17 protein-coding genes and 1 pseudogene are annotated in these 21,734 nt (G+C 65.4%); 11 read left to right on the top strand and 7 right to left on the bottom strand.

Annotation, left to right across the window (positions count from 1 at the left end):
* Positions 1 to 110: 110 nt before the first annotated feature.
* The 3 genes from nrfD to F8D48_RS04750 are packed head-to-tail and all read left to right on the top strand — an operon-like array spanning position 111 to position 2,426.
* Complete coding sequence (gene nrfD / locus F8D48_RS04740) at positions 111 to 986, top strand: NrfD/PsrC family molybdoenzyme membrane anchor subunit (RefSeq protein ID WP_170272728.1); 876 nt, start codon at positions 111 to 113, stop codon at positions 984 to 986.
* A gap of 3 nt (positions 987 to 989) precedes the next feature.
* Complete coding sequence (locus F8D48_RS04745) at positions 990 to 1,460, top strand: GntR family transcriptional regulator (RefSeq protein WP_151430145.1); 471 nt, start codon at positions 990 to 992, stop codon at positions 1,458 to 1,460.
* A gap of 6 nt (positions 1,461 to 1,466) precedes the next feature.
* The gene (locus tag F8D48_RS04750) at positions 1,467 to 2,426 is read left to right on the top strand and encodes a slipin family protein (RefSeq protein ID WP_170272729.1); all 960 of its coding nucleotides are present in this window, start codon (positions 1,467 to 1,469) and stop codon (positions 2,424 to 2,426) included.
* A gap of 231 nt (positions 2,427 to 2,657) precedes the next feature.
* On the opposite strand, the gene F8D48_RS04755 is transcribed toward F8D48_RS04750, so the two are convergent.
* Positions 2,658 to 3,212 (bottom strand): DJ-1 family glyoxalase III, encoded by a 555-nt coding sequence (locus tag F8D48_RS04755; RefSeq protein WP_151430146.1) that lies wholly within the window; start codon positions 3,210 to 3,212, stop codon positions 2,658 to 2,660.
* A gap of 188 nt (positions 3,213 to 3,400) precedes the next feature.
* Between F8D48_RS04755 and F8D48_RS04760 the strand changes: the two genes are divergently transcribed.
* The 3 genes from F8D48_RS04760 (at position 3,401) to F8D48_RS04770 (ending at position 5,381) form a co-directional block, all read left to right on the top strand.
* Positions 3,401 to 3,613: a DUF3791 domain-containing protein gene (locus tag F8D48_RS04760; RefSeq protein WP_151430147.1), complete on the top strand. Its 213-nt coding sequence runs from the start codon at positions 3,401 to 3,403 to the stop codon at positions 3,611 to 3,613.
* A gap of 45 nt (positions 3,614 to 3,658) precedes the next feature.
* A complete protein-coding gene (locus tag F8D48_RS04765; protein ID WP_151430148.1) occupies positions 3,659 to 3,898 on the top strand; it encodes a hypothetical protein in 240 nt (79 codons plus the stop codon).
* Positions 3,899 to 4,079: 181 nt separating this feature from the next.
* The gene (locus F8D48_RS04770; protein ID WP_151430149.1) at positions 4,080 to 5,381 is read left to right on the top strand and encodes an ATP-binding protein; all 1,302 of its coding nucleotides are present in this window, start codon (positions 4,080 to 4,082) and stop codon (positions 5,379 to 5,381) included.
* Between the two features lie 22 nt (positions 5,382 to 5,403).
* Here the strand turns inward: F8D48_RS04770 and F8D48_RS12115 are convergent, their stop codons facing one another.
* The 3 genes and pseudogenes from F8D48_RS12115 to F8D48_RS12260 all read right to left on the bottom strand — a co-directional run.
* A complete protein-coding gene (locus F8D48_RS12115; protein ID WP_151430150.1) occupies positions 5,404 to 6,033 on the bottom strand; it encodes a DapH/DapD/GlmU-related protein in 630 nt (209 codons plus the stop codon).
* A gap of 138 nt (positions 6,034 to 6,171) precedes the next feature.
* Positions 6,172 to 6,654 carry a LysR family transcriptional regulator substrate-binding protein gene (locus F8D48_RS12255; protein WP_420884880.1) on the bottom strand — a complete coding sequence of 161 codons (483 nt, stop codon included), beginning with the start codon at positions 6,652 to 6,654 and terminating at the stop codon, positions 6,172 to 6,174.
* Positions 6,655 to 6,907: 253 nt separating this feature from the next.
* A pseudogene (locus F8D48_RS12260) lies at positions 6,908 to 7,810 on the bottom strand (molybdopterin-dependent oxidoreductase); the annotation flags it as partial.
* 209 nt (positions 7,811 to 8,019) lie between these two features.
* Here F8D48_RS12260 and F8D48_RS04785 point away from each other — a divergent pair.
* The gene (locus tag F8D48_RS04785) at positions 8,020 to 9,564 is read left to right on the top strand and encodes a response regulator transcription factor (RefSeq protein ID WP_151430152.1); all 1,545 of its coding nucleotides are present in this window, start codon (positions 8,020 to 8,022) and stop codon (positions 9,562 to 9,564) included.
* Positions 9,565 to 9,937: 373 nt separating this feature from the next.
* Here F8D48_RS04785 and F8D48_RS04790 read toward each other — a convergent pair whose 3' ends face one another.
* Both F8D48_RS04790 and F8D48_RS04795 read right to left on the bottom strand, forming a co-directional pair.
* Positions 9,938 to 11,647: an FAD-dependent oxidoreductase gene (locus F8D48_RS04790; protein ID WP_151430153.1), complete on the bottom strand. Its 1,710-nt coding sequence runs from the start codon at positions 11,645 to 11,647 to the stop codon at positions 9,938 to 9,940.
* A gap of 288 nt (positions 11,648 to 11,935) precedes the next feature.
* Positions 11,936 to 13,096, bottom strand: a complete 1,161-nt coding sequence (locus F8D48_RS04795) for an aldo/keto reductase (RefSeq protein WP_151430154.1) — start codon at positions 13,094 to 13,096, stop codon at positions 11,936 to 11,938.
* A gap of 275 nt (positions 13,097 to 13,371) precedes the next feature.
* On the opposite strand from F8D48_RS04795, the gene ade reads away from it, so the two are divergent.
* The 3 genes from ade to F8D48_RS04810 all read left to right on the top strand — a co-directional run bounded on the left by ade (position 13,372) and on the right by F8D48_RS04810 (position 17,426).
* A complete protein-coding gene (ade, locus tag F8D48_RS04800) occupies positions 13,372 to 15,195 on the top strand; it encodes an adenine deaminase (protein ID WP_151430155.1) in 1,824 nt (607 codons plus the stop codon).
* 303 nt (positions 15,196 to 15,498) lie between these two features.
* The gene (locus F8D48_RS04805; RefSeq protein ID WP_170272730.1) at positions 15,499 to 16,422 is read left to right on the top strand and encodes a gamma-glutamyl-gamma-aminobutyrate hydrolase family protein; all 924 of its coding nucleotides are present in this window, start codon (positions 15,499 to 15,501) and stop codon (positions 16,420 to 16,422) included.
* A gap of 242 nt (positions 16,423 to 16,664) precedes the next feature.
* Positions 16,665 to 17,426, top strand: a complete 762-nt coding sequence (locus F8D48_RS04810) for a DNA/RNA nuclease SfsA (RefSeq protein WP_151430157.1) — start codon at positions 16,665 to 16,667, stop codon at positions 17,424 to 17,426.
* A 101-nt stretch (positions 17,427 to 17,527) separates the two neighbouring features.
* Here F8D48_RS04810 and F8D48_RS04815 read toward each other — a convergent pair whose 3' ends face one another.
* Positions 17,528 to 18,895, bottom strand: a complete 1,368-nt coding sequence (locus tag F8D48_RS04815; RefSeq protein WP_151430158.1) for a Na+/H+ antiporter NhaC family protein — start codon at positions 18,893 to 18,895, stop codon at positions 17,528 to 17,530.
* Positions 18,896 to 19,036: 141 nt separating this feature from the next.
* Between F8D48_RS04815 and F8D48_RS04820 the strand changes: the two genes are divergently transcribed.
* Entirely contained in the window at positions 19,037 to 21,709 is a 2,673-nt protein-coding gene (locus tag F8D48_RS04820; RefSeq protein WP_151430160.1) for a DEAD/DEAH box helicase, read from the top strand.
* Positions 21,710 to 21,734: the final 25 nt, after the last annotated feature.

Here is a 21,734-nt window from a genome sequence, read left to right on the forward strand (position 1 = left end):
CCCTTGCGCCCCACGAGTCCCCGCCGCACCAGCCCCATCTCCCGCCAACCCTGATCTTTTGTGTCATAATGTTGCGAAACGGTGGGACACTAGCGGCGGAAGGGCCGAACGTGTACAGCGAGCTCGTGATCGCATATCTGTTTCTCGGCGGCGCAGCCAGCGGGGCCTTCCTCGTCATGGCTGTATGGAGCCTGGGGTTCCACCACCGCGAGGAGCGGGTGCGCGACCGCCGACTGCGGCTGGCGTTTCGGGTGATGAAGCGCGTGGTGTACACCGTGAGCTTCCTGCTGCTGCTCATCTCGCTTGGCTGCCTGTTCGCCGATCTGAAGGTGCCCGAGAAGGCGCTGCTGCTGTTGCTGCGGCCTCAGCCCACGGCACTCACCTTCGGATTCTTCGTACTCAGCCTAGAAGCGCTGGTGGGATTCGCCCTGTTCATCGCCAACGGGCTGCGCCCGCGCTTCATGACCGGACGTGCGAAGGCGGCCTTGGAGTGGGTCTGCGTCGCCACCTCCCTGGCCGTGATGACCTACACCGCCGTGTACCTGTTCAACCAGAAGGCCGTTGCATTGTGGAGCTCGCCGTGGCTCATCGGGCTGTTTCTCTGTTCGTCCACCTCATCGGGCATCTCGGTAGTGCTTTTGTGCAACTGGTTCGTCCAGGGTAAGACCCTGCTGCTGCGCGCCGCCCGGCCCCTTCAGCGGGCACACCTCACCGTGCTGGCCGCTGAAGCCGTCACCCTGATCGCCTACACCGCCGCCGTGCTGGCCAATCCCGATGCCGCGTCGGCCCTGACCCTGCTGCGCGAGCCGGGGCTGCTGCAAACCGCCGTGGTGGGCGCCGTCGGCATGGGACTCGTGATACCGCTGGCGCTGGAAACCTACGCGCTGGCATATAAAAGCTGGCGGGCTATCCCCGTCTCTGATGTTATCTGTCTGATTGGAGGCTTTTGTCTTCGCTGGTGCTTGATCATGGGAGGAGCGCATTAGCCGATGAAACCGTATCCGCACACCACCGCCGCGCGCGAGGCCACCACCCCCAGCGAGCTGGCGCCCGGCGACCTGTTCGCCGTAGACGAGAACTCCGACCTGCCCATCTGGGCCCAACTGCGCAACCGCTTCACCTTCCTCATTCGCACTGGCGCGCTGAAAGAGGGCGAGCAGCTGCCCAGCGTGCGCAGCCTGGCGGCCTCGGCCCACATCAACTATAACACCGTGGCCCGCGCCTACCGCGATCTGGAACTAGCCGGACTCGTGGTGTCGCTACGCGGCCGCGGTATGTTCGTGCAGGCGGCCACGGGCACCGATGACACCACCGCAGACGTGGACGCCATCTTCGAAGACTGCATCCGCCAGTACCGCGCCCGCGGCATGACCTACGAGGACATCGCTGGGCACCTGGATGACATCCTGCTTTCCGCACGCCTATCCGCCGAGAAGGACGCCGACCCGCAAAGGAGCTAAGCGCCCATGAAGAAGTTTCCCAAGTCCACACTACCCACCGGCTCGCAGCGCCGCGAGCGCGAGGACACCTTTTCCATCGAGGCCTACAACTCGCCCAAGACCCGTTACGCCGATGAGAACGCCGGCACCATCTTCTCGGCCGCTCTGTTCTGCGTGGCGGCTCTGGCTACCGTGGCCGCAGGCTGGCTTGCGGCTGGCGAAGTGAACGTGTGGGTGGTGGCCGCCTCGGTGCTCGTGGCCACTTTCACCGTGCTCACCGTGCGGGTGGCCTCCCAGTGGGAGCAGGTGGTCATCCTGCGCCTGGGCAAGTACCAGCGCACCGCCGGCCCAGGCGTGTTCGTCACCGTGCCCTTCATCGACCACGTGGCCCTGCGCGCCGACTCCCGCGTGCAGCTGACCGGCTTCGGCGCCGAGGAGGCGCTCACTGCCGATATGGTGCCCGTGAACGTGAACGCCATCGTGTTCTGGATGGTCTGGAATGCCGAGAAGGCCTGCATGGAGGTGGAGGACTACTACGATTCCGTGGCCCTGGCCAGTCAGACCACCCTGCGCGACGCTATCGGCCGCAACGCCATCACCGACCTCATCTCACGTCGGGTGCGCCTCGACGAGGAGTTGAAGGCCGCCATCGCCGAGAAGGTGGAGCCCTGGGGCATCTCGGTACTGTCTGTTGAGATTCGCGATGTGGTGATCCCCCGCTCGCTGCAAGAGGCCATGTCCGCCGAGGCCCGGGCCGAACGCGAGCGCGACGCGCAGATCGTGCTGGCCGAAGTGGAGAGCGATATCGCGGCCATGCTCCATGAGGCGAGTGACATTTACCGCGACGACGAGTGTGCCTTCAAGCTGCGCCAAATGCACCTGTTGAATCAAGGCGTCAAGGGCGCCGGCGGGACACTGGTGGTACCGAGCGCCTACACCCAGGGCTTCACCGATCAAGCCGCCGGCGAGCCCCTGCGCTCGCGCTGAAACCGCTGGCGAGGGCTCAGAGACCACCGCGGACGCTTTGAGCTGGGCAACCGGAGATGGACGCAGAAGACGCCCCTCCCAGAGGACGCGCTGCCAGCCCCCGTTCAGCGCCGAACGGTTGCTTCAGGATGACAAATGACGCAAGCGGATGACGTGATTGGGCACTGCAGGGGGGGGCAGAGCGTGCCGCCCGCTGAGTCGGTTCTGCGGGCGATGCCATCATGGGCTTTCCTACTTCACCAGCATGCCGGCGGCTACGGTATCGGCGGCATTGTCGCCGGCCAGCATGCGCAGCAGCTGGATGCCGAAGGGCAGCGCGGTGCCGGGGCCCGTGGCGGTGATGAGGTTGCCGTCGACGCACACGGCCACATCGGCCTGGTACACGCCGGCCGGCCAGCCCTCCTCGCAGCTCGGGTAGCAGGTGGCCTTGCGGCCGTTCAGCAACCCGGCGCGGGCCAGCAGCACGGGGCCGGCGCAGATGGCGGCCACGGGCTCGGCCGCTTCCATACGGCGCGTCAGCTCGGCCATGACCCGGGCGTTCTTTCCCAGGTTGTCCACGCCCACCGAGCCGCCGGGCACCACGGCCAGGGCGAAGCCCGTCAGGTCAAGGGCGGAAAGCGGCGCATCGGCCACAAGGGTCACCCCATGGGCCGCGCGAATCGTCAGATCGTCCTCGATGCTCGCAAGCACCACCTCCACCCCGCCGCGCCGGAGCACGTCGGTGGGCGCCACCACCTCCAACGGCTCGCAGCCATCGGCCAGAAACACCACTGCGCTCTTGCTCATAGGGACCTCCCTTTCGAGAAACCGAACATCGCACGACTCCTATTGTAGGGCAACGGAACTTTCCGTCCGATCACAAAAGCCGACTGTCGGGGCAGCCGTTATAATAGATGCTAGTCCAACTGCAATTCTCAAGGGGAGACCCCATGTCGCCACGACAGTCCGACATTGCCGATATGAAGTGCTGACTCTTGCGCCTGGCCCAGAAGCGCTGGGGCCTGCCGGCCGCCGAGATCGCACGAATCTTCCGTCACGCCGACGTGTGCGCCTACATCTCCGAGCTTTATGACCTGCTGCATCTGAGCAGCTATGATCGAGCGCTTGATGACGTCGAAAACCACCTCGCCGCAAAAAAATGCCCACCATGCTGCCGAACCGACTTGAAGACCAGTACTGTTTTCTGACGCCGGCGGCCATAGCATGTCTGGGATTCAAAGGGAGCGAACCCTATGGGATTTGACGAGGAGCTGGTAACTGACGCACAGCGCGAAGCCTGCGCGGTGGAGGTCATGCGCGCCATACTGGAAGACTGGTGCGACGACGCGGGCGCGTCCTTCGACGAGACCCTTGACGTTTTCGCCTCGTCGCGCACCTACGAGCTGTTGTTCGATTTCTCCTCACGCCAATGGGCCGAAGGCCCCGACAACCTCCGCTTTGTATGGGAGCGGGAGCGGAAAACAGCTAGCTGATCTGCTTGGCCTCGCCTGGAGCTCTCTCGCCGAGGCCGACGGAGCACCACAGCACTATCTCCCATTACGCCCTGATTTGTGTGAGTTTTGACACTTTTACGTCCTTGTTTTTGCGAATCTTCTTACTTTTACGTCCTTGTTTTTGTATACTCACAACGTCCACCGAGCAAAGAGGGTGTCTATGGAACGTTTTCTTATGCGCGATCTCGAAGCATGGTGCGAGAATCCTCGCAGGAAGCCCCTTATCATCAACGGGGCTCGCCAGGTGGGGAAGACATGGCTCATCAAAGAGTTCGGAAGGCTCCATTACAAGAGCGTCGCCTATGTGAATATGGACAACAACGCGGCCATGCGCGAGCTGTTCGACATCGGGTACGACATCGACGTTCTTATCGCCGGCCTCCAGCTGCAAACCGGCGTTACCATCGAGCCCGACTCGACCCTCATCGTGTTCGACGAAGTCCAGGAAAATCCCAAGGCACTCACGGCCCTCAAGTACTTCGACGAGGACTCGCGCGGCTTCTCGGTCATCGCCGCCGGCTCCTTGCTGGGAATTCTTCTCCAAAGCGGGACGGGTTTTCCGGTGGGGAAGGTGGAAACACTCGACCTCTATCCCCTTTCCTTCGAAGAATTCGCCTTAGCGGCCGAAGGAGAGCAGTTCCTTGCTTCATTGCAGAGTCCAAACCCGACACTCATCCAGGCCTTCAAATCACGGGCGATCGCTCTCTTGAAAACCTACTATTTCGTCGGGGGAATGCCCGAGGCAGTCAGCGTGTTTCTCGACAGCAGGAACTACGATGACGCACGGGCCGTTCAGAAGCGGATTCTCGCCGACTACGAGCGCGACTTCTCCAAGCACATCGCCCCCCGCGAGGCCGAGCGGGTTTTCGCCGTGTGGGACTCCGTCGTCGCCCACCTGTCCCAAGAGAACAAGAAGTTCATTTTCGGCCGTCTCGCTAAGGGCGCCCGGGCGAAAGAGTTCGAGAGCGCTCTCACGTGGCTGAGGCAAGCCGGCCTTATCTACCAGGTACCGCGCGTGTCCAAACCGGGAATACCCCTTAAGGCCTATCGCGATCCGGGCGCATTCAAAGTGTTCCTGCTAGACGTGGGACTGCTCGGTGCCATGAGCGAGCTGGACAGCAAGAGCGTTATCGAGGGCAACACCCTTTTCGAGGAATTCAAAGGGGCGCTCACCGAGCAGTACGTGTGCCAAGAGCTTATAGCCTGCTGCAAGCTTGTTCCCTATTACTGGTCGGCCGAGAACTCCCGGGGGGAGCTGGACTTCCTTGCGCAATCAGCGGGCACCGTCTACGGCATCGAGGTGAAGGCCAAGGAAAACCTGCGTGCCAAGAGCCTGCGCAGCTTCAAGGAGAAGTACCCCGATATTCAAGCCCGGCGCTTCTCGCTTTCCGACTATCGCGCGCAGGATTGGCTCACTAATGTGCCCCTCTACCTCATGGGGAACACAGCCCTCTGGTTGTAGCGAAGAGCTTTCCGAAGCCGATCTATTCGAATCGGATGTCGACGAAACCAGATCCCACCGTTGCGGCTAAATCCTTCGGGTTTTCCACCTCAATCCGCTTGATAACGCGGGCCGGGACGCCGCCGGCCACGGTGAGCGGGGGCACGTCGCGGGTCACAACGGCACCGGCGGCCACGACGGCCCCATCGCCCACGGTCACGCCCGGCAGCACCGTGGCGTTCGCCTCGATCCACACGTCATCGCCAATGCGGATCGGCGCGGGGTATAAGTCGGCGCGATGGGCCGGATCCATGCCGTGGTTCAATGTGGCTAGCACCACGTTCTGGCCCACGAGCACCCGATCTCCCAGGTAGATGCCGCCCTGGTCCTGAAACTTGCAACCGGCATTGATGAACACGTCGCGGCCCAAATGGATGTTCTTGCCGCAGTCGCTGTTGAACGGCGGGAAGAGCGCAAAGCCCTCGGGCACGGGCCGGCCGGTCAGCTCGGCCATGAGCCCACGCAGCTCTTCGGGCGTATGGTAGCGATTGTTGACCTCCATGCAAATGCGGATGGCCTCCTGGCTCACCCCGTGCATGAAGCGATGCTCCTCCGAGCCACCGACCACGGTACGGCCCGCATTCAGGTGATCGAGGTAGCCTTGCATGTCCATAAGGCGTCCTTTCAACGAAACAGGGCGACCCGAAGGCCGGCCCAAGGGGAGGAAGGGTCACCCCCATTATGCTGCATCCTGTCGCACAAGCGCCAATACCCTCTTCTCATACTTTTCCATACCTGCAGGGCATGCCCCTCACTCGCCGCCCACGATCCTTCGGAGCTCTTCAAGGAACACCTGCGACGCCCGCGACAGGGGGCGCCCCTTCTTCCAGATGAGCGCGTTGCCCGTCTCCAAGGGAGGATCGAAGGGAATGCCGTGGGAACCCAAGACGGAATCCTCTTCGTTCTGGAAATAAAGGTATCCCAGCATATGGCCCACGCGGCCCTCCACTAACCGACGCCAATGGCTGGGAAAGATATCCGTGGAAACCGCAGGCTTGATGCTGGCATAGCACTCGCCGGCCCATTGCTTCAGAAAACCACTCTTGAGAAACTGGCGCGACACAATGAGGGGCTCCCCCACTAAATCCTCGGGACGAACGGAGGTCTTTCCCGCAAGCGGCGTGTCGGGCAGAGGATAGACGCCCCAAACATCCGCCCCGGGGAAGACCAAGCCCTCGTAGCCGGGGCGCGCAATATGCTCGACTTCGAGCATGAAATCGAGCTGGGCCCGCATTCAGGCGATCGAGCAGCGTAAGCGAGCTGCCGGCATGCAGATGGAAAACTACCCGCGGGTAGGCGCGGCGCACGGCAATGATGGCGTCGTAGGCGCCTTCCACATATCCGCGCACGTTCTCGGCAAGCTTCGCGTCCGCCGGCATGTGGTCGTCGTCGAAACCCACGGTGTGGCTGTACAGGAAGTCCCAGTCGATGACGCTGCCGCGCTCCTCATCGAGGCGCAGCATCTCGTAAATTACCGCCGAGAGGAAGGCCGCGTCCGTCGTGGGGCGCACGGGAATCCAGCGGGCCTCCACCAGGGCGGCCGTCTGGCTGTAGTCCGGGCCGATGAAGATGAAGGGGATTCCCGCCTCGTGGGCGCGCATGAGATGCAGCGGAGGCGAGCCGGCGGCCGCGTGCACGGGGTTGTTGCCGTGCAGCACGATGAGATCGCTCTCCAGCATGCTCAAGCGGTCGTTGGTGCCCATGGTGCCCGGTTCGCCGGCCGTGTTGTCGATGCCGATGGCATCGGGCTCGGAGCACCAGGAGCCGTAGGAGGTGAAGCCGAGATGCCACGTGTAGCCGCCCAGGGCCGGCAGCAGCGTTTGGGCCACCGGCGCGTTGTAGAAGGGAATGCCCGCGTAGTTGATGGCCATAGGCCCGTAGGTATCCGCAATGCGTTTCACCTCGGTTGCGCACAGGTCGAGCGCCTCGTCCCAGCTGATGCGCTCCCACTCGTCCTTGCCGCGCAGCTCGCCGTGGGCGGCTTCCCCGCCACCGGGCTGCCAGCTCTTGCGCTTCATGGGGTACTTGATGCGATCGGCGCTGAAAGCGTGCATGCGCTGGGCGCGGCCGCGCGGACAGGCGCGGTTCTGGAAGTTGTCGAAGCTGTCCTCTTCGATGTCGTCGGTCTTGATGCGCATGGGCATGCCGTCAACCACGTAGGCCTTCGGAAGGCAGCGGCCGCCGCAGCTCGTCCAGCAGCTCACCGGCACCCATTCGCCGGCCTGTGCCTCGTCGAATTCCGCGTCAACGGTATAGCCTTGTCCCGTGGCGCTCAGCGACTGGCCCTCATCGGTCGCATCCAGCGCGTTCTCGGGCGCGCAGCCCGCCACCATGGCAGCAGCGGCGAGCGCGCTGGCTCCTACGAACGAGCATCTCGAAATGGTGCTCATAGGGCTCCCCTTCTCTTTCGGTTCTCCAGCGGCACACGGCCGCTCTCTCTGGGAAAAATTCTATGAAGCGCCCGCGTAAAAGGCCAATACGCGTCACGACTACTTGCGCATACGTGATTTGCATGGGTTGAGACAGCCACGCCTTTGAATCGAACACTCCGCGCCGCTTCAAGTACAATAGGAGAACTTTAGCGAGGGAGGGTGATGGGATGGTCAAGGACGAGCCCCGGGAATGGGTGCCGCTGCGGCAGCTGGGATGGGCGTTTCTGCTCGCCTGGGTGTTCTGCGTGTTCTATACCAATGCCGCAGGAGTGTTGAGCGATGGGGCCGGCAGCGCGGCGGTGCAGGGCAACGATAGCGCCGTCGCAAGCTCGGTCGCCGGAACGCTGTTCTACGTCGCCATGCCCCTGGCCGCCTCGGTGGCCACTCTCATCGCCATCGTCATCGCCGAGCCCCGCTTCGGCTCGCCCACCGACCATCGGCGCCTCATCGTCGCCGCGCCCCTGCTCACGGCGGTCAGCACGCCGTTCATGTTCGTGGCCGCCCCCGACCCGCTGGCCAACGCCCTGCTCTTCGGCGCGGGATCGGTGGCCACGGGCATCGGGAGCGCCCTGCTGTGGGTCATGTGGGGCGCGTACTACGCCGTGCTCCCCCGCGAGAAATCGGAGCTGCTAGCCCCAGCATCGGCCGTGTCGGCAGCCCTCATCGTGCTGCTCGTGTCGGCCATGGACGGCTGGGTCTCCATCGCCGTGGCGGCAACGCTGCCCCTCCTGTCGGGGCTTTGCTTCTACCTTGTCTGGACTCCCGAGGCCGAACGCGCCGAACGTCGGCTCGCCCGGGCGCGGGGCGCTGCCGCCAGTCCAAGCCCCGCGCCCCTGGCTGGGCTCGGGCGCACGGGAGCAGGCATTCTCGGAGTGTTCGCCGTCATCAGTATCGCGGGAATGCTGCATCCCGAGCGCATAACGAGCCTGCCGCTGCAAATCATTTTGTTGTTCTGCGCGGTCATGATGGCCGTAGTGGCGCTCATAGCCGTATCGGGCCCGCGCCGCATGTCTCTGTTCTTCCTCTACCGCTGGATGTGCCCCACCCTCGTCATCGGGCTTTCGGCCGTCATTCTCTGGGGCGAGGCGGGGGCCATTGCGGCGGTGGCCGCCTCCCTGGGAGGCCGCTTCACGTTCTGCCTCATCGCCCAGGTCTATTTCGCGAACTACGCCGCTGCGGGGCGCGCCACCCCGGCCCAGTCGTCGAGCCTCGGTTGGCTGTTCGTCCACGGCGGCGACCTGCTGGGCGCCGCGCTGTGGGTCGTCCTCGAACCCGTGGTCGCTCTGCTGTCCGGAGGCATAACGGCCACGGCCGTGGGGTGCATCGTCGCCCTCGTCACCGTCACCATGCTCGTCATGGGCGACACCACCACCTTCCTCCGGGTTCCGGAAGAACAGAAAAACAACCTCGGCAAGGCCCCGACGCCCGACTCGAGCGACGATGCAGCTTCCGCCCCGCCCCCCTCCGCCAATTCGGCCCGTACCGCCCCCAAGGCCGGAGGCGCCGAGCGCGTCGCCGAGCTCGCCTGCGCCGGCGGCCTCACACCGCGCGAGACCGAGGTGCTCGCCCTGCTCGCCCAGGGCCGCTCCATCCCCTACATCCGCGACGAGCTCATCATCAGCCGCGAGACGGCGGCCACCCACGCCAAGCACATCTACGCGAAGCTCGGCGTGCACTCCCGCCAGGAGCTCATCGATCTCGTCCAACGCTGAACTGCAACGAAAATGACGGTTCTCGTAGTTTCGAAGCCGTCTCCCAAGGGCTCATTGCGATAGGCGTGCTTGTTTTCCCAAGTCGCGTGTTTTCAAACAGACTCTTCGACATCCGGCGACTACGAGAACCGTCATTTTCATTGCAGTTCAGCGCCCTCACTTTCCGAAAGTCCTCCCCGTAACGGAAGCGGAGGACGTTTGACCGAACCGCCCCCATGCAAAGGGGCTTCCCCGAAGGGAAGCCCCGGAACGATCGCCTGCGGGGAGGGAGAGCAGGCGCACGATCGACTGATTGCGCCGCAACACCGCCGGGCGGAAGGGCGCGAAGATGTCCCGTGCCGCCTTCGCCCGGCGCTCGTCGCGGCGGCTCGCCCTACGCCACGCCGAGGGCGTGCTTGGCGGCGATGCGGGCAAAGGTGGCCACACGGCCGGCGTTGATGCCCGTGAAGTTGCTCGGATAGTTGTGCGGGTAAAAGCCGCCCTGGTCGTTGCCACACACGTACAGACCCTCGATGACCGTGCCGTCGCCCTTCAGCGGCTGGGAGTTCACGTCGGTGATGACGCCGTGGATGGTCACCAAGAGCTCGCCGCCGATACGGGCCGCGTAGAAGGGCGCGGTCTCCACATCGGACAGACGGTAGGCCGGCTTGCCGAAATCGGTGTCCTCGCCGGCGGCCACCAGGCCGTTGTAGCGCTCCACCGTGGCCAGGAAGGTGGCCTTCTGATCAGCGTCGAACTCCATCAGGTCGGCCAGGGCCTCCAGAGTATCGGCCTTCTTCAGCGTGCCGGCCTCCAGGCGCGGGTTCAGCCAGAACTCGTCCAGGTGCTCCTTGCTCATGGCCTCGCAGTCGTACACGTCGGCGTTGAAGGCGGTGCCGGAGGGCGCCGGGTACAAACGCGAGCAGCCGCAGGTGTCGAACTGGGCGATGTCCTCCCAGTAGTTGCCGTCCCACACGATCCAGCTGTAGTGACGCGGCTGGTTGGCGCCGGCGGCGTAGCTCATGGGATAGCACTGGTCCTCGTTCATGAAGCGCTCGCCGTTCACGTTCACGTGCAGAAAAGGCTGGCTGCCGGGCAGGAAGATGTCGCCGCCCATGCGGTCCTCGTTGAATTCGAAGCCGTCGGGCAGGATGGCGCGGTTCCAGATCATGCAGGCGCCGCCGGCCTCCAGCTCGGCTCCGGCCCAGAGGGCCATGCGGATGCCGTCGCCGGTCTCCGTCACGGAATCGCGCAGAGCGCACCAGGCGGAATTGCCCGGAGCCAGGTCGGCCAGCATCTCGTTGTTGGCGCCGTAGCCGCCGGTGCACACGATGACGCCCTTGGCGGCGTTCACCTGGATGAAGCCCCCCTCAGTCTCGGCGACGACGCCGGTGACCTTGCCCGCCTCGTCCACGATGAGCTGCTGGGCCGGGCACTCGAAGCGGATCTCGCCGCCAAGATCTTGGGTAAACACGTCGCTCAAAACAGACAAGTGCGCGTAGGCGTTGTAGTTCGGGCCGTCGGGGTTGTACTCGCCGATGCAGGGGTTGTAGCACATGGCCGGATAGTATGCGTGCTCATCGTCGGGGGCGTGCCATTCGAAGGGGAAGAGCATGCCCTTGGGACCCAGGGTATCGGCCATCCACTCGATCATCTCGCCGGACCTCTCGGCCCAGGTCTTGTACATGAGCATGTTGGCATCGCCGGACTGGGTCATGTTGGCGTGGTTCAGCAGCGTGGGCACGTCTACCTTATGGTCGGGCGCCAGCTTGGAATTCAGCGCGCCAATGGCCTCGCGGGCGGCGGCGATAGCCCCGGCCTTCTCCAGCACCACCACCTTCGCGCCATTCTGAGCCGCCGTAGTGGCCGCAACCAGACCGCCGTTGCCCGCGCCCACCACGACGATGTCGGCATCCACAGTCTCGATGAACTCAGTGGGCATCTCCGGCTTGTCGCGCCAGCTGGTCGCCGCGCCGGTGTCAGCGGCCTTCGCGTTGCCCTCGGCCGAGACCTGGGGCGCGCAGCCCGCCAGGCCCATGGCCGCCAGAGCGCCGGTCACAGCGGCGCCGGTCAGAAATCCGCGACGGGAAAGGTTGGTCTCCATGGTGTCCTCCTCTAAGAATCGGTTCGCGCCCGCCCCTTCCACGGGGAGCAGTGCGCATCCGGCCCTCCCATAAGCGAACCGAACGAAACGCATCCTAGCGGAGGAACCCCGAGCCGCACATCGCCCGCATTCGGGTATTCACCCAGATGCTACCTGGGAAAACGCCAAATATACCCGAGAACGGGTGAGATGGAAAACAGCCCCGCCCGAGCTTCTTGCCGGGGACGGGGCCGTCGACGGGCGCAGATATCGGGTGCGCCGATTGGCAGGCGCCAGACGAGGCACCCCCTAGCAGCCGAAGAGCTCCTCGGTGGCCTCCATGCGCTCGGGGATGGGCACGCCGAAGGGGCAGCGGGGCTCGCACTGGCCGCAAGCCGTGCAGGCCCCGGCGGTCACGGCCATGGCCTCGTAGTGAGCCTGCACCGAGGCGGGCACGGGGGCCGCGCTGCCCCCGACGGCCATCTCGGCCAGGTCGTAGAACTTGTTCGCGAGCGCGATGTTGATGCCCACCGCGCACGAGGCGCAGTGGCCGCAGTAGGTGCACTGGCCCATATAGGCGTGCTTCGGGGCGCCGGCCAGCACGCTGGCGTAATCGCGCTCGGCCGCCGTGGCGCCCTCGTAGCCCAAAGCCTCGTCCAGCTGTTCCACGGTTTCCACGCCCACCATGACGCTGGCCACGGCCGGGCGCGTGAGCGCGTAGTGGATGCACTGCACGGGCGTGAGGGACACGCCGAAGGGAGACGTATCGGCCGAAAGCAACCGCCCGCCCGCATAGCCCTTCATCACCGTGAGGGCGGTCTCGGTCGCCTCGGCCCGAGCGTACAGGCGGGCACGTACCGGCTCGATGCCGTCGCCGCCTACGTTCTCGTAGTCGCCGAACAGGTCGTCCAAGTTCTCCGAGGCCGGCATCATGTCGAAGGCCGGGTTCAGCGAGAACATGACGACCTCGATCTCCGGCTCGTCGCAGGCCAGAAGCGCCACCTCGGGGTTGTGGGTGGAAAGGCCGATGTGGCGAATGCGGCCCTCGGCCAAAAGCTCGCGCATGTAGGCGATGAAGTCGCCGGCCATGATAGAGCGGAACTCGTCGCAGGCATCCACGTAGTGGATCATGCCGATCTCCACATGATCGGTACGCAGCCGCGCGAGCAGGTCGTCGAAGGCGGGACGCACCAGCGCCAGGTCGCGGGTGCGCACGTACTGGCCGTCCTGCCAGGTGCTGCCCACGTGTCCCTGGATGATCCACTCCTCGCGCGCAGGCGCGAGCGCCTCGCCCAGGGCCGAGCGCACGGCCGGGTCGCTCATCCAGCAGTCCACGATGTTCATGCCCGCCGCCGCGCCCCGGGCGGCCATGGCGTTCACCTCGGCCTGCTCCATCTTGCCGATCCACTCGGCCCCGAACCCGATGACGCTCGCCTGCAATCCCGTGCGGCCCAGCTTGCGGTATTCCATGGTGCTCCTCTCGTCCCCTGTCTCGTTGCGGCCATTCAATCACTTGAAGCGAACTCCAGGTCAACGATTATAGCGTGAAGCCCTTCTGCATTATCGGTCGTTGACGCGCCGCCAGGGGCCGACGGGCGTACACTGACGCCATCGGACGAAAGCGGGCCCGAGCGGTCATGCCGCGCACGTCCCGGCCCCGGCCGCACCCGCGGCGCACACCTTCCGGGCCCCGACCCCACCTGCGCACGACCGCGCGGCCCGCCCGAGCGCTGAAGGAGGCGCCCATGCTGAACCATTTCTGCAAGCAACCGCTCTGGGAGTGCACCCGTACCCTGGCCGCCGTGGCCCAAGGCCAGGTGCCAGCCGACACCGTCATCACCAATGCGCGGCTCGTGAACGTGTGCACCGCCGAGATTCAGGACGACATCGCCGTGGCCATCGCCTGCGGGCGCATCACCTACGTGGGACCGAGCGCCGAGCACTGCATCGGCGCGGATACCCTCGTGATCGATGCCGCCGGCCAGGTGATCGCCCCCGGCTTCCTCGATGGGCACATCCATGTGGAATCCTCCATGCTCGGCGCCGGCGAGTACGCCCGGGCCGTGGTGCCCCATGGCACCGTGGGCATCTACTGGGACCCCCATGAAGTGTGCAACGTGCTGGGGCTTGAAGGCGTGAAGGTGATGATGGGCGACGCCGCCCGCACGCCCCTGAAGGCCATGGTCACCACGCCCTCCTGCGTGCCGGCCGTGCCCGGCTTCGAAGACACCGGCTCCTTCGTGGGGCCCGAGGAGATCGCCGAGTCCATGACCTGGGACGGGGTGGTGGGCCTGGGCGAGATGATGAACTTCCCCGGCGTGCTGGCCGGCGCCGACCACGCCCACGGCGAGCTGGCCGAGACGCTGAAGGCCGACAAGGTCATCACGGGCCACTACTCCATCCCCGAGACCGACCAGGGACTGAACGCCTACATTGCCTGCGGCGTGCGCTGCTGCCACGAGTCCACCCGGGCCGAGGACGTGCTCGCCAAGATGCGCCTCGGGCAGTACGCCCAGCTGCGCTACGGCTCAGCCTGGCTCGACCTGCCCCAGCTGGCCGCCGCCATCACCGAGACCGACATCGACACGCGCTTCGCGAACCTCATCTCCGACGACACCCACCCGCACACCCTGGTGGCCGAGGGGCACCTCGACTACATCCTGCGCATGGCCGTGAGCCTGGGCATCCCCGTCGTGGCCGCCATCCAGATGATGACCATCAACACCGCCACCTGCTTCCGCATGGAGCACGAGCTGGGCTCCATCACCCCGGGCAAGTGCGCCGACATCGTGTTTCTGGACAACCTGGAAGATTTGAACGTCACCCGCGTGCTCATCGACGGCGACGTGGTGGCAGAAAACGGTGCCTGCATCTTCGATCTGGCGCCTTTCGACTACCCGGACTGGGTCACCCACTCCATGCACCTGGGGCGCGCCATCACTCCCGACACCTTCCGCGTGGAAGCGCCCGCCGGCGCCTCCGACGGCGATGCCGTCACCGTGCGGGCCATCGAGCTTCTGCCCGGATCGGTGCCCGACCGCGAGGCCTCCGTAGCCCTCGCCGTGCGCGACGGGGCCCTGGAAAGCGACCTGGACCAGGACATGCTGAAGACCTTCGTCTTCGAGCGCCACCACGAGACGGGCACGTTCGGCGTCGGGTTCACCAAGGGCTTCGGCATCAAGCGGGGGGCGATGGCCTCCACCGTGGCCCACGATGCCCACAACCTGCTGGTGGTGGGCACCAATGACGAGGACATGGCCCTGGCGGCCAACACGCTCGCCGAGGTGGGCGGCGGCATGGTCGTGGTGGCCGACGGCGAGGTGCTCGGACTCGTGGAGCTGCCCATCGCCGGGCTCATGGATGCCCTGACCGCCGAGGAGATGAGCGCGAAGGTGCACCACCTGGAGGACACCTGGGCCGAGATCGGCTGCACCATGCCCTCCCCCTTCATGACCATGGCCCTCATTCCGCTGGCCTGCCTGCCCGAGTTGCGCCTCACCAACCGCGGCCTGGTGGATTGCACCACCTTCCAGTTCACCGATTTGGTGATGGACGGAGAAGCCGAGTAGGAATGCGAAGTGAGGGGCTCGACCGAGTCCCCGACGACGGGGCCGGACCCCATCACCCCTCGTCAGGACGAGTCCGCGGCGTCGTCGCACCCGTCGCCTCATCCTGCATCGCCGCACCCGTCGGCGCAAGCGCGACCGTGCCCCCGACGCATCGCCACCGCTGCGCCCGGGGCCATCGGAGCATCCCATGGCCCCGGGCGCCCTTCCACGCTTCGCCGGCGCTGCTTGGCCGATGCAAGACGAGCGCCCCTCGCGCATGGTGGTATGTTCGTACCTGAGAAAACAACCAGGGAGGAAATCTCAGTGATTATCGGCATCACCACCACGCTCAACGAGGCCGACGGCTTCCAGCGCGTCAACGTGGAGTACATCAACCGCGTGGCCGCCACAGGTGCCGCACCGGTGCTGCTCACGCCCGTGCGCGGCGGGGCCGAGGCCAACCGCGCTCTGGCGCGGCAGGTCATCGATACGGTGGATGCGCTCGTCATCACCGGCGGCGGCGATGTGCACCCCCGCTACTACGTGCCCGATCCAGCCAAGAACCGCGATGCCCTGAACATGGACGATGTGGCAGCCCTCGGCTGCGGCTCGGCGTCCCATTGCCGTTCCACGGGCGCACCCGTGCCCTTCTGCGGCCACAACGCATCTGACGAGGCCTTCCGCCAGGCCATGGGCGGCCCTCCCGGCCCCGACGAGGTGACCACCTTGGACGGCCGCAACGTGCTCACCGACCCGGATCGGCCGGCGGTGCCCTGCCTGTCCGACCTGCTCGCCGTCAGCGAGGACCGCGATGGCTTCGAGCTGGAGCTGGCCCGCCTGGCCCACGACCGGCGCATTCCGTGCCTCGGCATCTGCCGCGGCATGCAGGTGATGAACGTGACCTTGGGCGGCAGTCTCTACCGCGACCTGTACAACTGCGGCGTCACCGAGCGGGGCCACCGCCAGGAACCGCCCTACGACCGCACCACCGACACCATCACCATTGCCGCAGGCAGCCTGCTGGCCACCGTGCTCGGTACCGCAGGGGCCTTCGACGTGAATTCCATGCACCACCAGGGCATCGATCACGTGGCCGAGGGTCTGACGGTGGCGGCCCGCTCGGATGACGGCGTGGTGGAGGCGGTGGAAGATCCGAGCCGCCGTTTTTATCTGGGCGTGCAGTGGCATCCCGAGTACCTGGACCGTCACCGCGGCCTGTTCAGCGCCCTCGCCGACGCGGCCCGCTAAGGTTTACCCACGCAGCAACCGCCTCTGCGAACCGGCGCTGTGAGCACTTCGCAGAAAAGTGGACAAAAAGCCGTCGAGTGAGCTCTCGGAAGCCACTCGACGGCTTTGATTTATCACGTTTCGCTATCAGATAGGGTAATTTGACGCTGTCCAACGCTCTTTTGGCCCAAAATTGACCTCCGCAGAGCTCACTCGACGGCTTTTTGTCCACGATTCCGTCTTCTACTCGCAAGGACAGGCCCATGACCTCCCCCAAAGCAAATACCGCTCCCCTTCTCTTCCCCGAGCCTTTGCGGGAAGGGGTCATCCTGGCGCGGCCGAACCGCTTCATCATGGACGTGGCCTTCAGCGACGGTGCTCCCGTGCGCTGCCATTGCCCGGCTGTCTCGCGCATCGGCGACCTGGATCTGACGGGACGGCCCTGCCTGGTGTCTGATTCCCACAACCCCCAGCGCAAGCTGCCCCTCACCGTGGAGGCCTTCTCGCTGCAGCAACCCGACGCGGCCGAGAAGCAATGGATCGGCATCAACCAGAATGCCTCGAACCGCTACGTGGAGCATTTCCTGCGCGAAGGCGCCTTCAGCGCCGTCACCGGGCCCGTGGACCAGCTGCGCCGCGAGGTGCCCTTGGGCTCCTCGCGCCTCGACTTCCTCGTGAACGAGAACCAGTACCTGGAAGTGAAGACGCCCCTCGTGCAGATACAGACCGCTATTCCGCCTTGGGTGCCCACGGTGCCCCCGGTTCCCTTCGACTCCACCGAGCGCGTCCAGCGCCATCTGCGGGAACTGGCCGCGTCCCTCCAGCACAACGAGCGGGCCGTCATCTTGTACTGCCTCTACTACGAGAACGACGGCTTCCGCTACTACCACGGCACCACCTACGAGGAGATGCTCGCCTGCGTGGACGAGGCGCGCACCGCCGGCGTGGAGCTCTGGCAGGCCGACTTCGCCATCACGCCCGAGGCTGTGGCTCTTACCGACTACCACCCGCTGGAAGAGTGGTAGCGAGCGCCGAGCCGGGAGCCCCAACCGATAGCGAGCCCACGCCGCAAGAAAAAGGAGCGGCCTTGCGACCGCCCCTGCATCGTCGGGTATGCCCGGAACCCCTAAGCCTCTTCGGCCACTTCCAGGACCTCTTCCTCGAAGCCCGCATGATCGGGCTCGTAGCCGCGGTTATCCGGCACGAGGAAGATGAACACCAGCGAGCTCAGCAGCAGGAAGAACGGGTAGAACAGAAATGGCATGATCTGGAACGCCGACACATTGAAGCCCAACTCGGCGCAGGCGGAGATGGCCACGAGCATCTGAGCGCCGTAGGGAATCACGCCCTGGAACACGCAGGAGAAAGTATCCAAGATGGATGCGGTCTTGCGCCGGGAGATGTCGTAGGTCTCGGCCATCTCGTGGGCGATGGGGTTCGCCATCACGATGGCCACGGTGTTGTTGGCCGTGGCGATGTCCATGGCGCCCACGAGCAGACCCATGCCCAGCTGGCCGCCCTTGCGCCCCTTGAACACGCGTTTGATGCCGGCGAGCAGGGCCACGAAACCGCCGTTCTCGCGAATGAGCGCGCAGATGGCGCTCACCAACACGGCCACCATGGTAGTCTCGAACATGCCGGCCGCTCCCGTGCCCATGCTCCCCAAAAGATCGGTGGCCGCCACCGCGCCCTCGGCCACCACGATGATGGAACCGGACAGGATGCCCAGCAGCAGCACGACGAACACGTTGATGCCCAGAATGCCGCCCACCAGCACGATGAGGTACGGAACGAGCTCGATGAGGTTGTAGTCGTTGTGCACCGTGCCCGAGATGTTGGATCCCAGGGACAGCGCCAAGATGAGCACGAGGGTCACGATAGCCGCGGGCAGGGCGATCTTGAAGTTCTCGCGGAACTTGTCCTTCATCTGGCAGCCCTGGCCCTGGCAGGCGGCGATGGTGGTGTCGGAGATGAACGACAGGTTATCGCCGAACATGGCGCCGCCCATGACCGAGCCCACGCACAGAGGCAGGCTGAAGCCGGAGGCAGCCGACACGGCCACGGCAATGGGGGTGATGAGCGTGATGGTACCCACCGAGGTGCCCATGGAGATGGACACGAAGCAGCTGACCACGAACAGCACGGCCACGGAGAACTCCGCCGGAATGATGGACAGCATGAGGTAGGCCACTGACTCGGCCGAGTCGCGCCCCACGGTGCCCACGAACACGCCGGCGGCCATGAAGATGAGGATCATGGTGACGATGGTCTTATCGCCGATGCCACGGCCCATAACCACCAGCTTGTCATCGAAGGGCAGCTTGCGGTTCTGGAAGCAGGCCACCAGCAGCGCAATAAGGAAGATCACCACGATGGGGATGTTGTAGAACCCCATGGAGATGCCCATGCCGTACTCGAACAGAACGCCGAGCCCCAGATACAGCACGAGGAACACCCCGATAGGCAGCAGCGCCGCCACATTTCCCTTTTTCACGTCGAACTTCACCTTCTTCGTCTCTGAAAAAACAGCCCGCCTATAGTACACCACAAAAACCGCTGCCGATGCGTCATCTTCTTCACGCGGCCCTTACTTATAATAGATGGTGAGACATCGCCCCGTCAGAACGGACATTCTATGGACAACCCAGCCGAAAACCGCGTCGAGGAAGGCGCCTGCGAGACCTCCGACGACATCGCCGCCGAGGCTGCCGAGCGCACCACCTGCGCGGACGCCGACAACCCCGTCGCGCCCGTCGACCCCTTCGAGCCGGGCTCGCTCGGCTGGCTTCTGCCCTGGGCGGAAACCGGCGAGGGCGACGTGCTCACCCCCGACGAGGCCTTAGAGGTGTTCCTGGAATGGGTGGAGGCGCGGGGCATGGAGTTGTGGCCCCACCAGGAGGACGCGCTCATGGACCTGGCCGTGGGCGATTCGGTCATCCTGGGCACGCCCACCGGCTCGGGCAAGTCCATGGTGGCCCTGGGACTGTGCTTCATGGCCATCGCCACGGGGCGCACTGCCTACTACACGGCCCCCATCAAGGCGCTCGTGTCCGAGAAGTTCTTCGACATGGTAGAGGTGCTCGGCCGCGACAACGTGGGCATGATCACCGGCGACAGCACCATCAACACCGAGGCGCCGGTCATCTGCTGCACAGCGGAGATCCTCGCGAACCAGGCTCTGCGCGAGGGCGCCGCGTCGAAGGTGGCCTGCGTGGTGATGGACGAGTTCCACTTCTTCGCCGACCCCGACCGCGGCTGGGCCTGGCAGGTGCCGCTGCTCACCCTGACAAACGCCCAGTTCCTGCTCATGAGCGCCACGCTCGGCGACGTGACCGACATCGCCGCCCTCGTGGAGGAGCGCACCGCACGCCCCGTCGACCTTGTCACCGACGCGCCGCGGCCCGTGCCGCTGTCCTATGACTACACCTTGGAGACGCTCGAGGCCACCGTGGAGCTGGGCCTGCGCGCCGGCGAGGCGCCGATGTACATCGTGCACTTCTCCCAAGACGAGGCGCTGAAGAACGCCCGCGCGCTCGCGAGCTACGGCGTGGCTGACAAGGAACAGCGCGAGGCCGTGAAGGCGGCTATGAAGGGCACGAAGTTCACCACTCCCTTCGGCAAGATCCTCCAACGGCTTCTGGCCGCCGGCGTGGGCGTGCACCACGCGGGTATGTTGCCGCGCTACCGGCTGCTCGTGGAACGTCTGGCCCAGCAGGGGCTGCTGCCGGTCATCTGCGGCACCGACACCTTGGGCGTGGGCATCAACGTGCCCATCCACACGGTGGTGCTCACCCAGCTCACGAAATTCGACGGGCAGAAGATGCGCCGGCTGCGTTCGCGCGAGTTCCACCAGATCGTGGGCCGTGCGGGGCGGTCGGGCTTCGACACCGAGGGCATGGTGGTGGCGCTCGCCCCCGAGCACGAGATCGAGAACCACAAGGCCATGTTGAAGGCCGGCGACGACCCGAAGAAGCAGCGCCGGGTGAAGAAGAAGCAGCCGCCCGAGGGCTTCGTCAGCTGGAACAAGCAGACCTTCGAACACCTCATCGAGAAGCCGCCCGAGAAGCTGAACCCCCACATGCGCATCACCCATTCCATGGTGCTGTCGGTGGTGAGCCGCGGGGGCGACGCCTGGGCCAACGTGCACCAGCTCATCGCCGATTCGGCCCAGTCCCCCGAGGAGAAGATCAAGCTGAACGCGCGGGCCGACGAGATCTTCCACACGCTGCTGGAAGCCGGCGTGGTGGTGCGCGGCACCGCTGAGGACGGCAGTGCCGCCTACGAGCTCACGGTGGAGCTGCCCGAGGATTTCGCCCTGGACCAGCCCCTGTCCCCCTTCCTGCTGGCGGCGCTGGACCTGCTGGATCCGGAGAGCCCCGATTACGCCCTAGACGTGATCTCGCTTGTGGAGGCCACGCTGGAGAACCCCGCCAAGGTGCTGCGGGCCCAGGAGCGCAAGGCGCGGGACGCCGCCATGGCCGCCATGAAGGCCGACGGCGTGGAATACGAGGAGCGCCTGGAGCGGCTGGCGGAAATCACCTACCCCAAGCCCCTGGAAGAGCTGCTCGCCCACGCCTTCGATCTGTACTGTCAGGGCGTGCCGTGGGCCCGCGACTACGAGCTTCTGCCCAAGAGCGTGCTGCGCGACATGGTGGAGACGGCGAGCGACTTCAAGACCTACATCGGCCGCTACGGCATCGCGAAGTTGGAGGGGACGCTTTTGCGCTACCTGTCCGACGCCTTCCGGGTGCTCGTGCGCACCCTGCCGCCCGATGCGCTGGACGATAGGCTGCGCGACATCATCGCGTGGCTCGGGTTCATGGTGCGCACCACCGACTCGTCGCTCGTGGACGCCTGGGAGAATGCCGGCGCACTGCCCGAGGCCGGCGCCCCGCCCGTGGCCGCCGATGCCGTGGTGGCCGACCGTCACGGCATGGAGGTCATGGTGCGCAATGCGCTCTTCGCCCGCGTGCGCCTGGCGGCCCTGGAGCGCACCCGCGAGCTGGGGAATCTGGATGAGAACTGGGGCTTTACCGAGCGCGCCTGGGATGCGGCCCTGGACGACTACTTCGCCGAGCACAACGAGATCCGCCTGGACGGCGATGCGCGCAGCGCCGCCTACCTGGCCATCGACGAGGGACCGGAGCAGAAAGAGCATCTCTGGCACGTGCGCCAGATCTTCCTCGACGAGGACGGCGACGGCGACTTCCGCATCGAAGCCGACGTAGACCTGGATGCCACCCAAGAGGAGGGCGAGGTCATCTTCAAGAACTACCGCGTGGGCTTTGTAGAAGATTTGGGCGAGTAGCGCCTGCGGGAGCTCTCTTGGGGCC

It is taken from the genome of Adlercreutzia muris (assembly GCF_008831045.1).
In the GTDB taxonomy this organism is placed as follows: Bacteria; Actinomycetota; Coriobacteriia; order Coriobacteriales; family Eggerthellaceae; genus Adlercreutzia; species Adlercreutzia muris.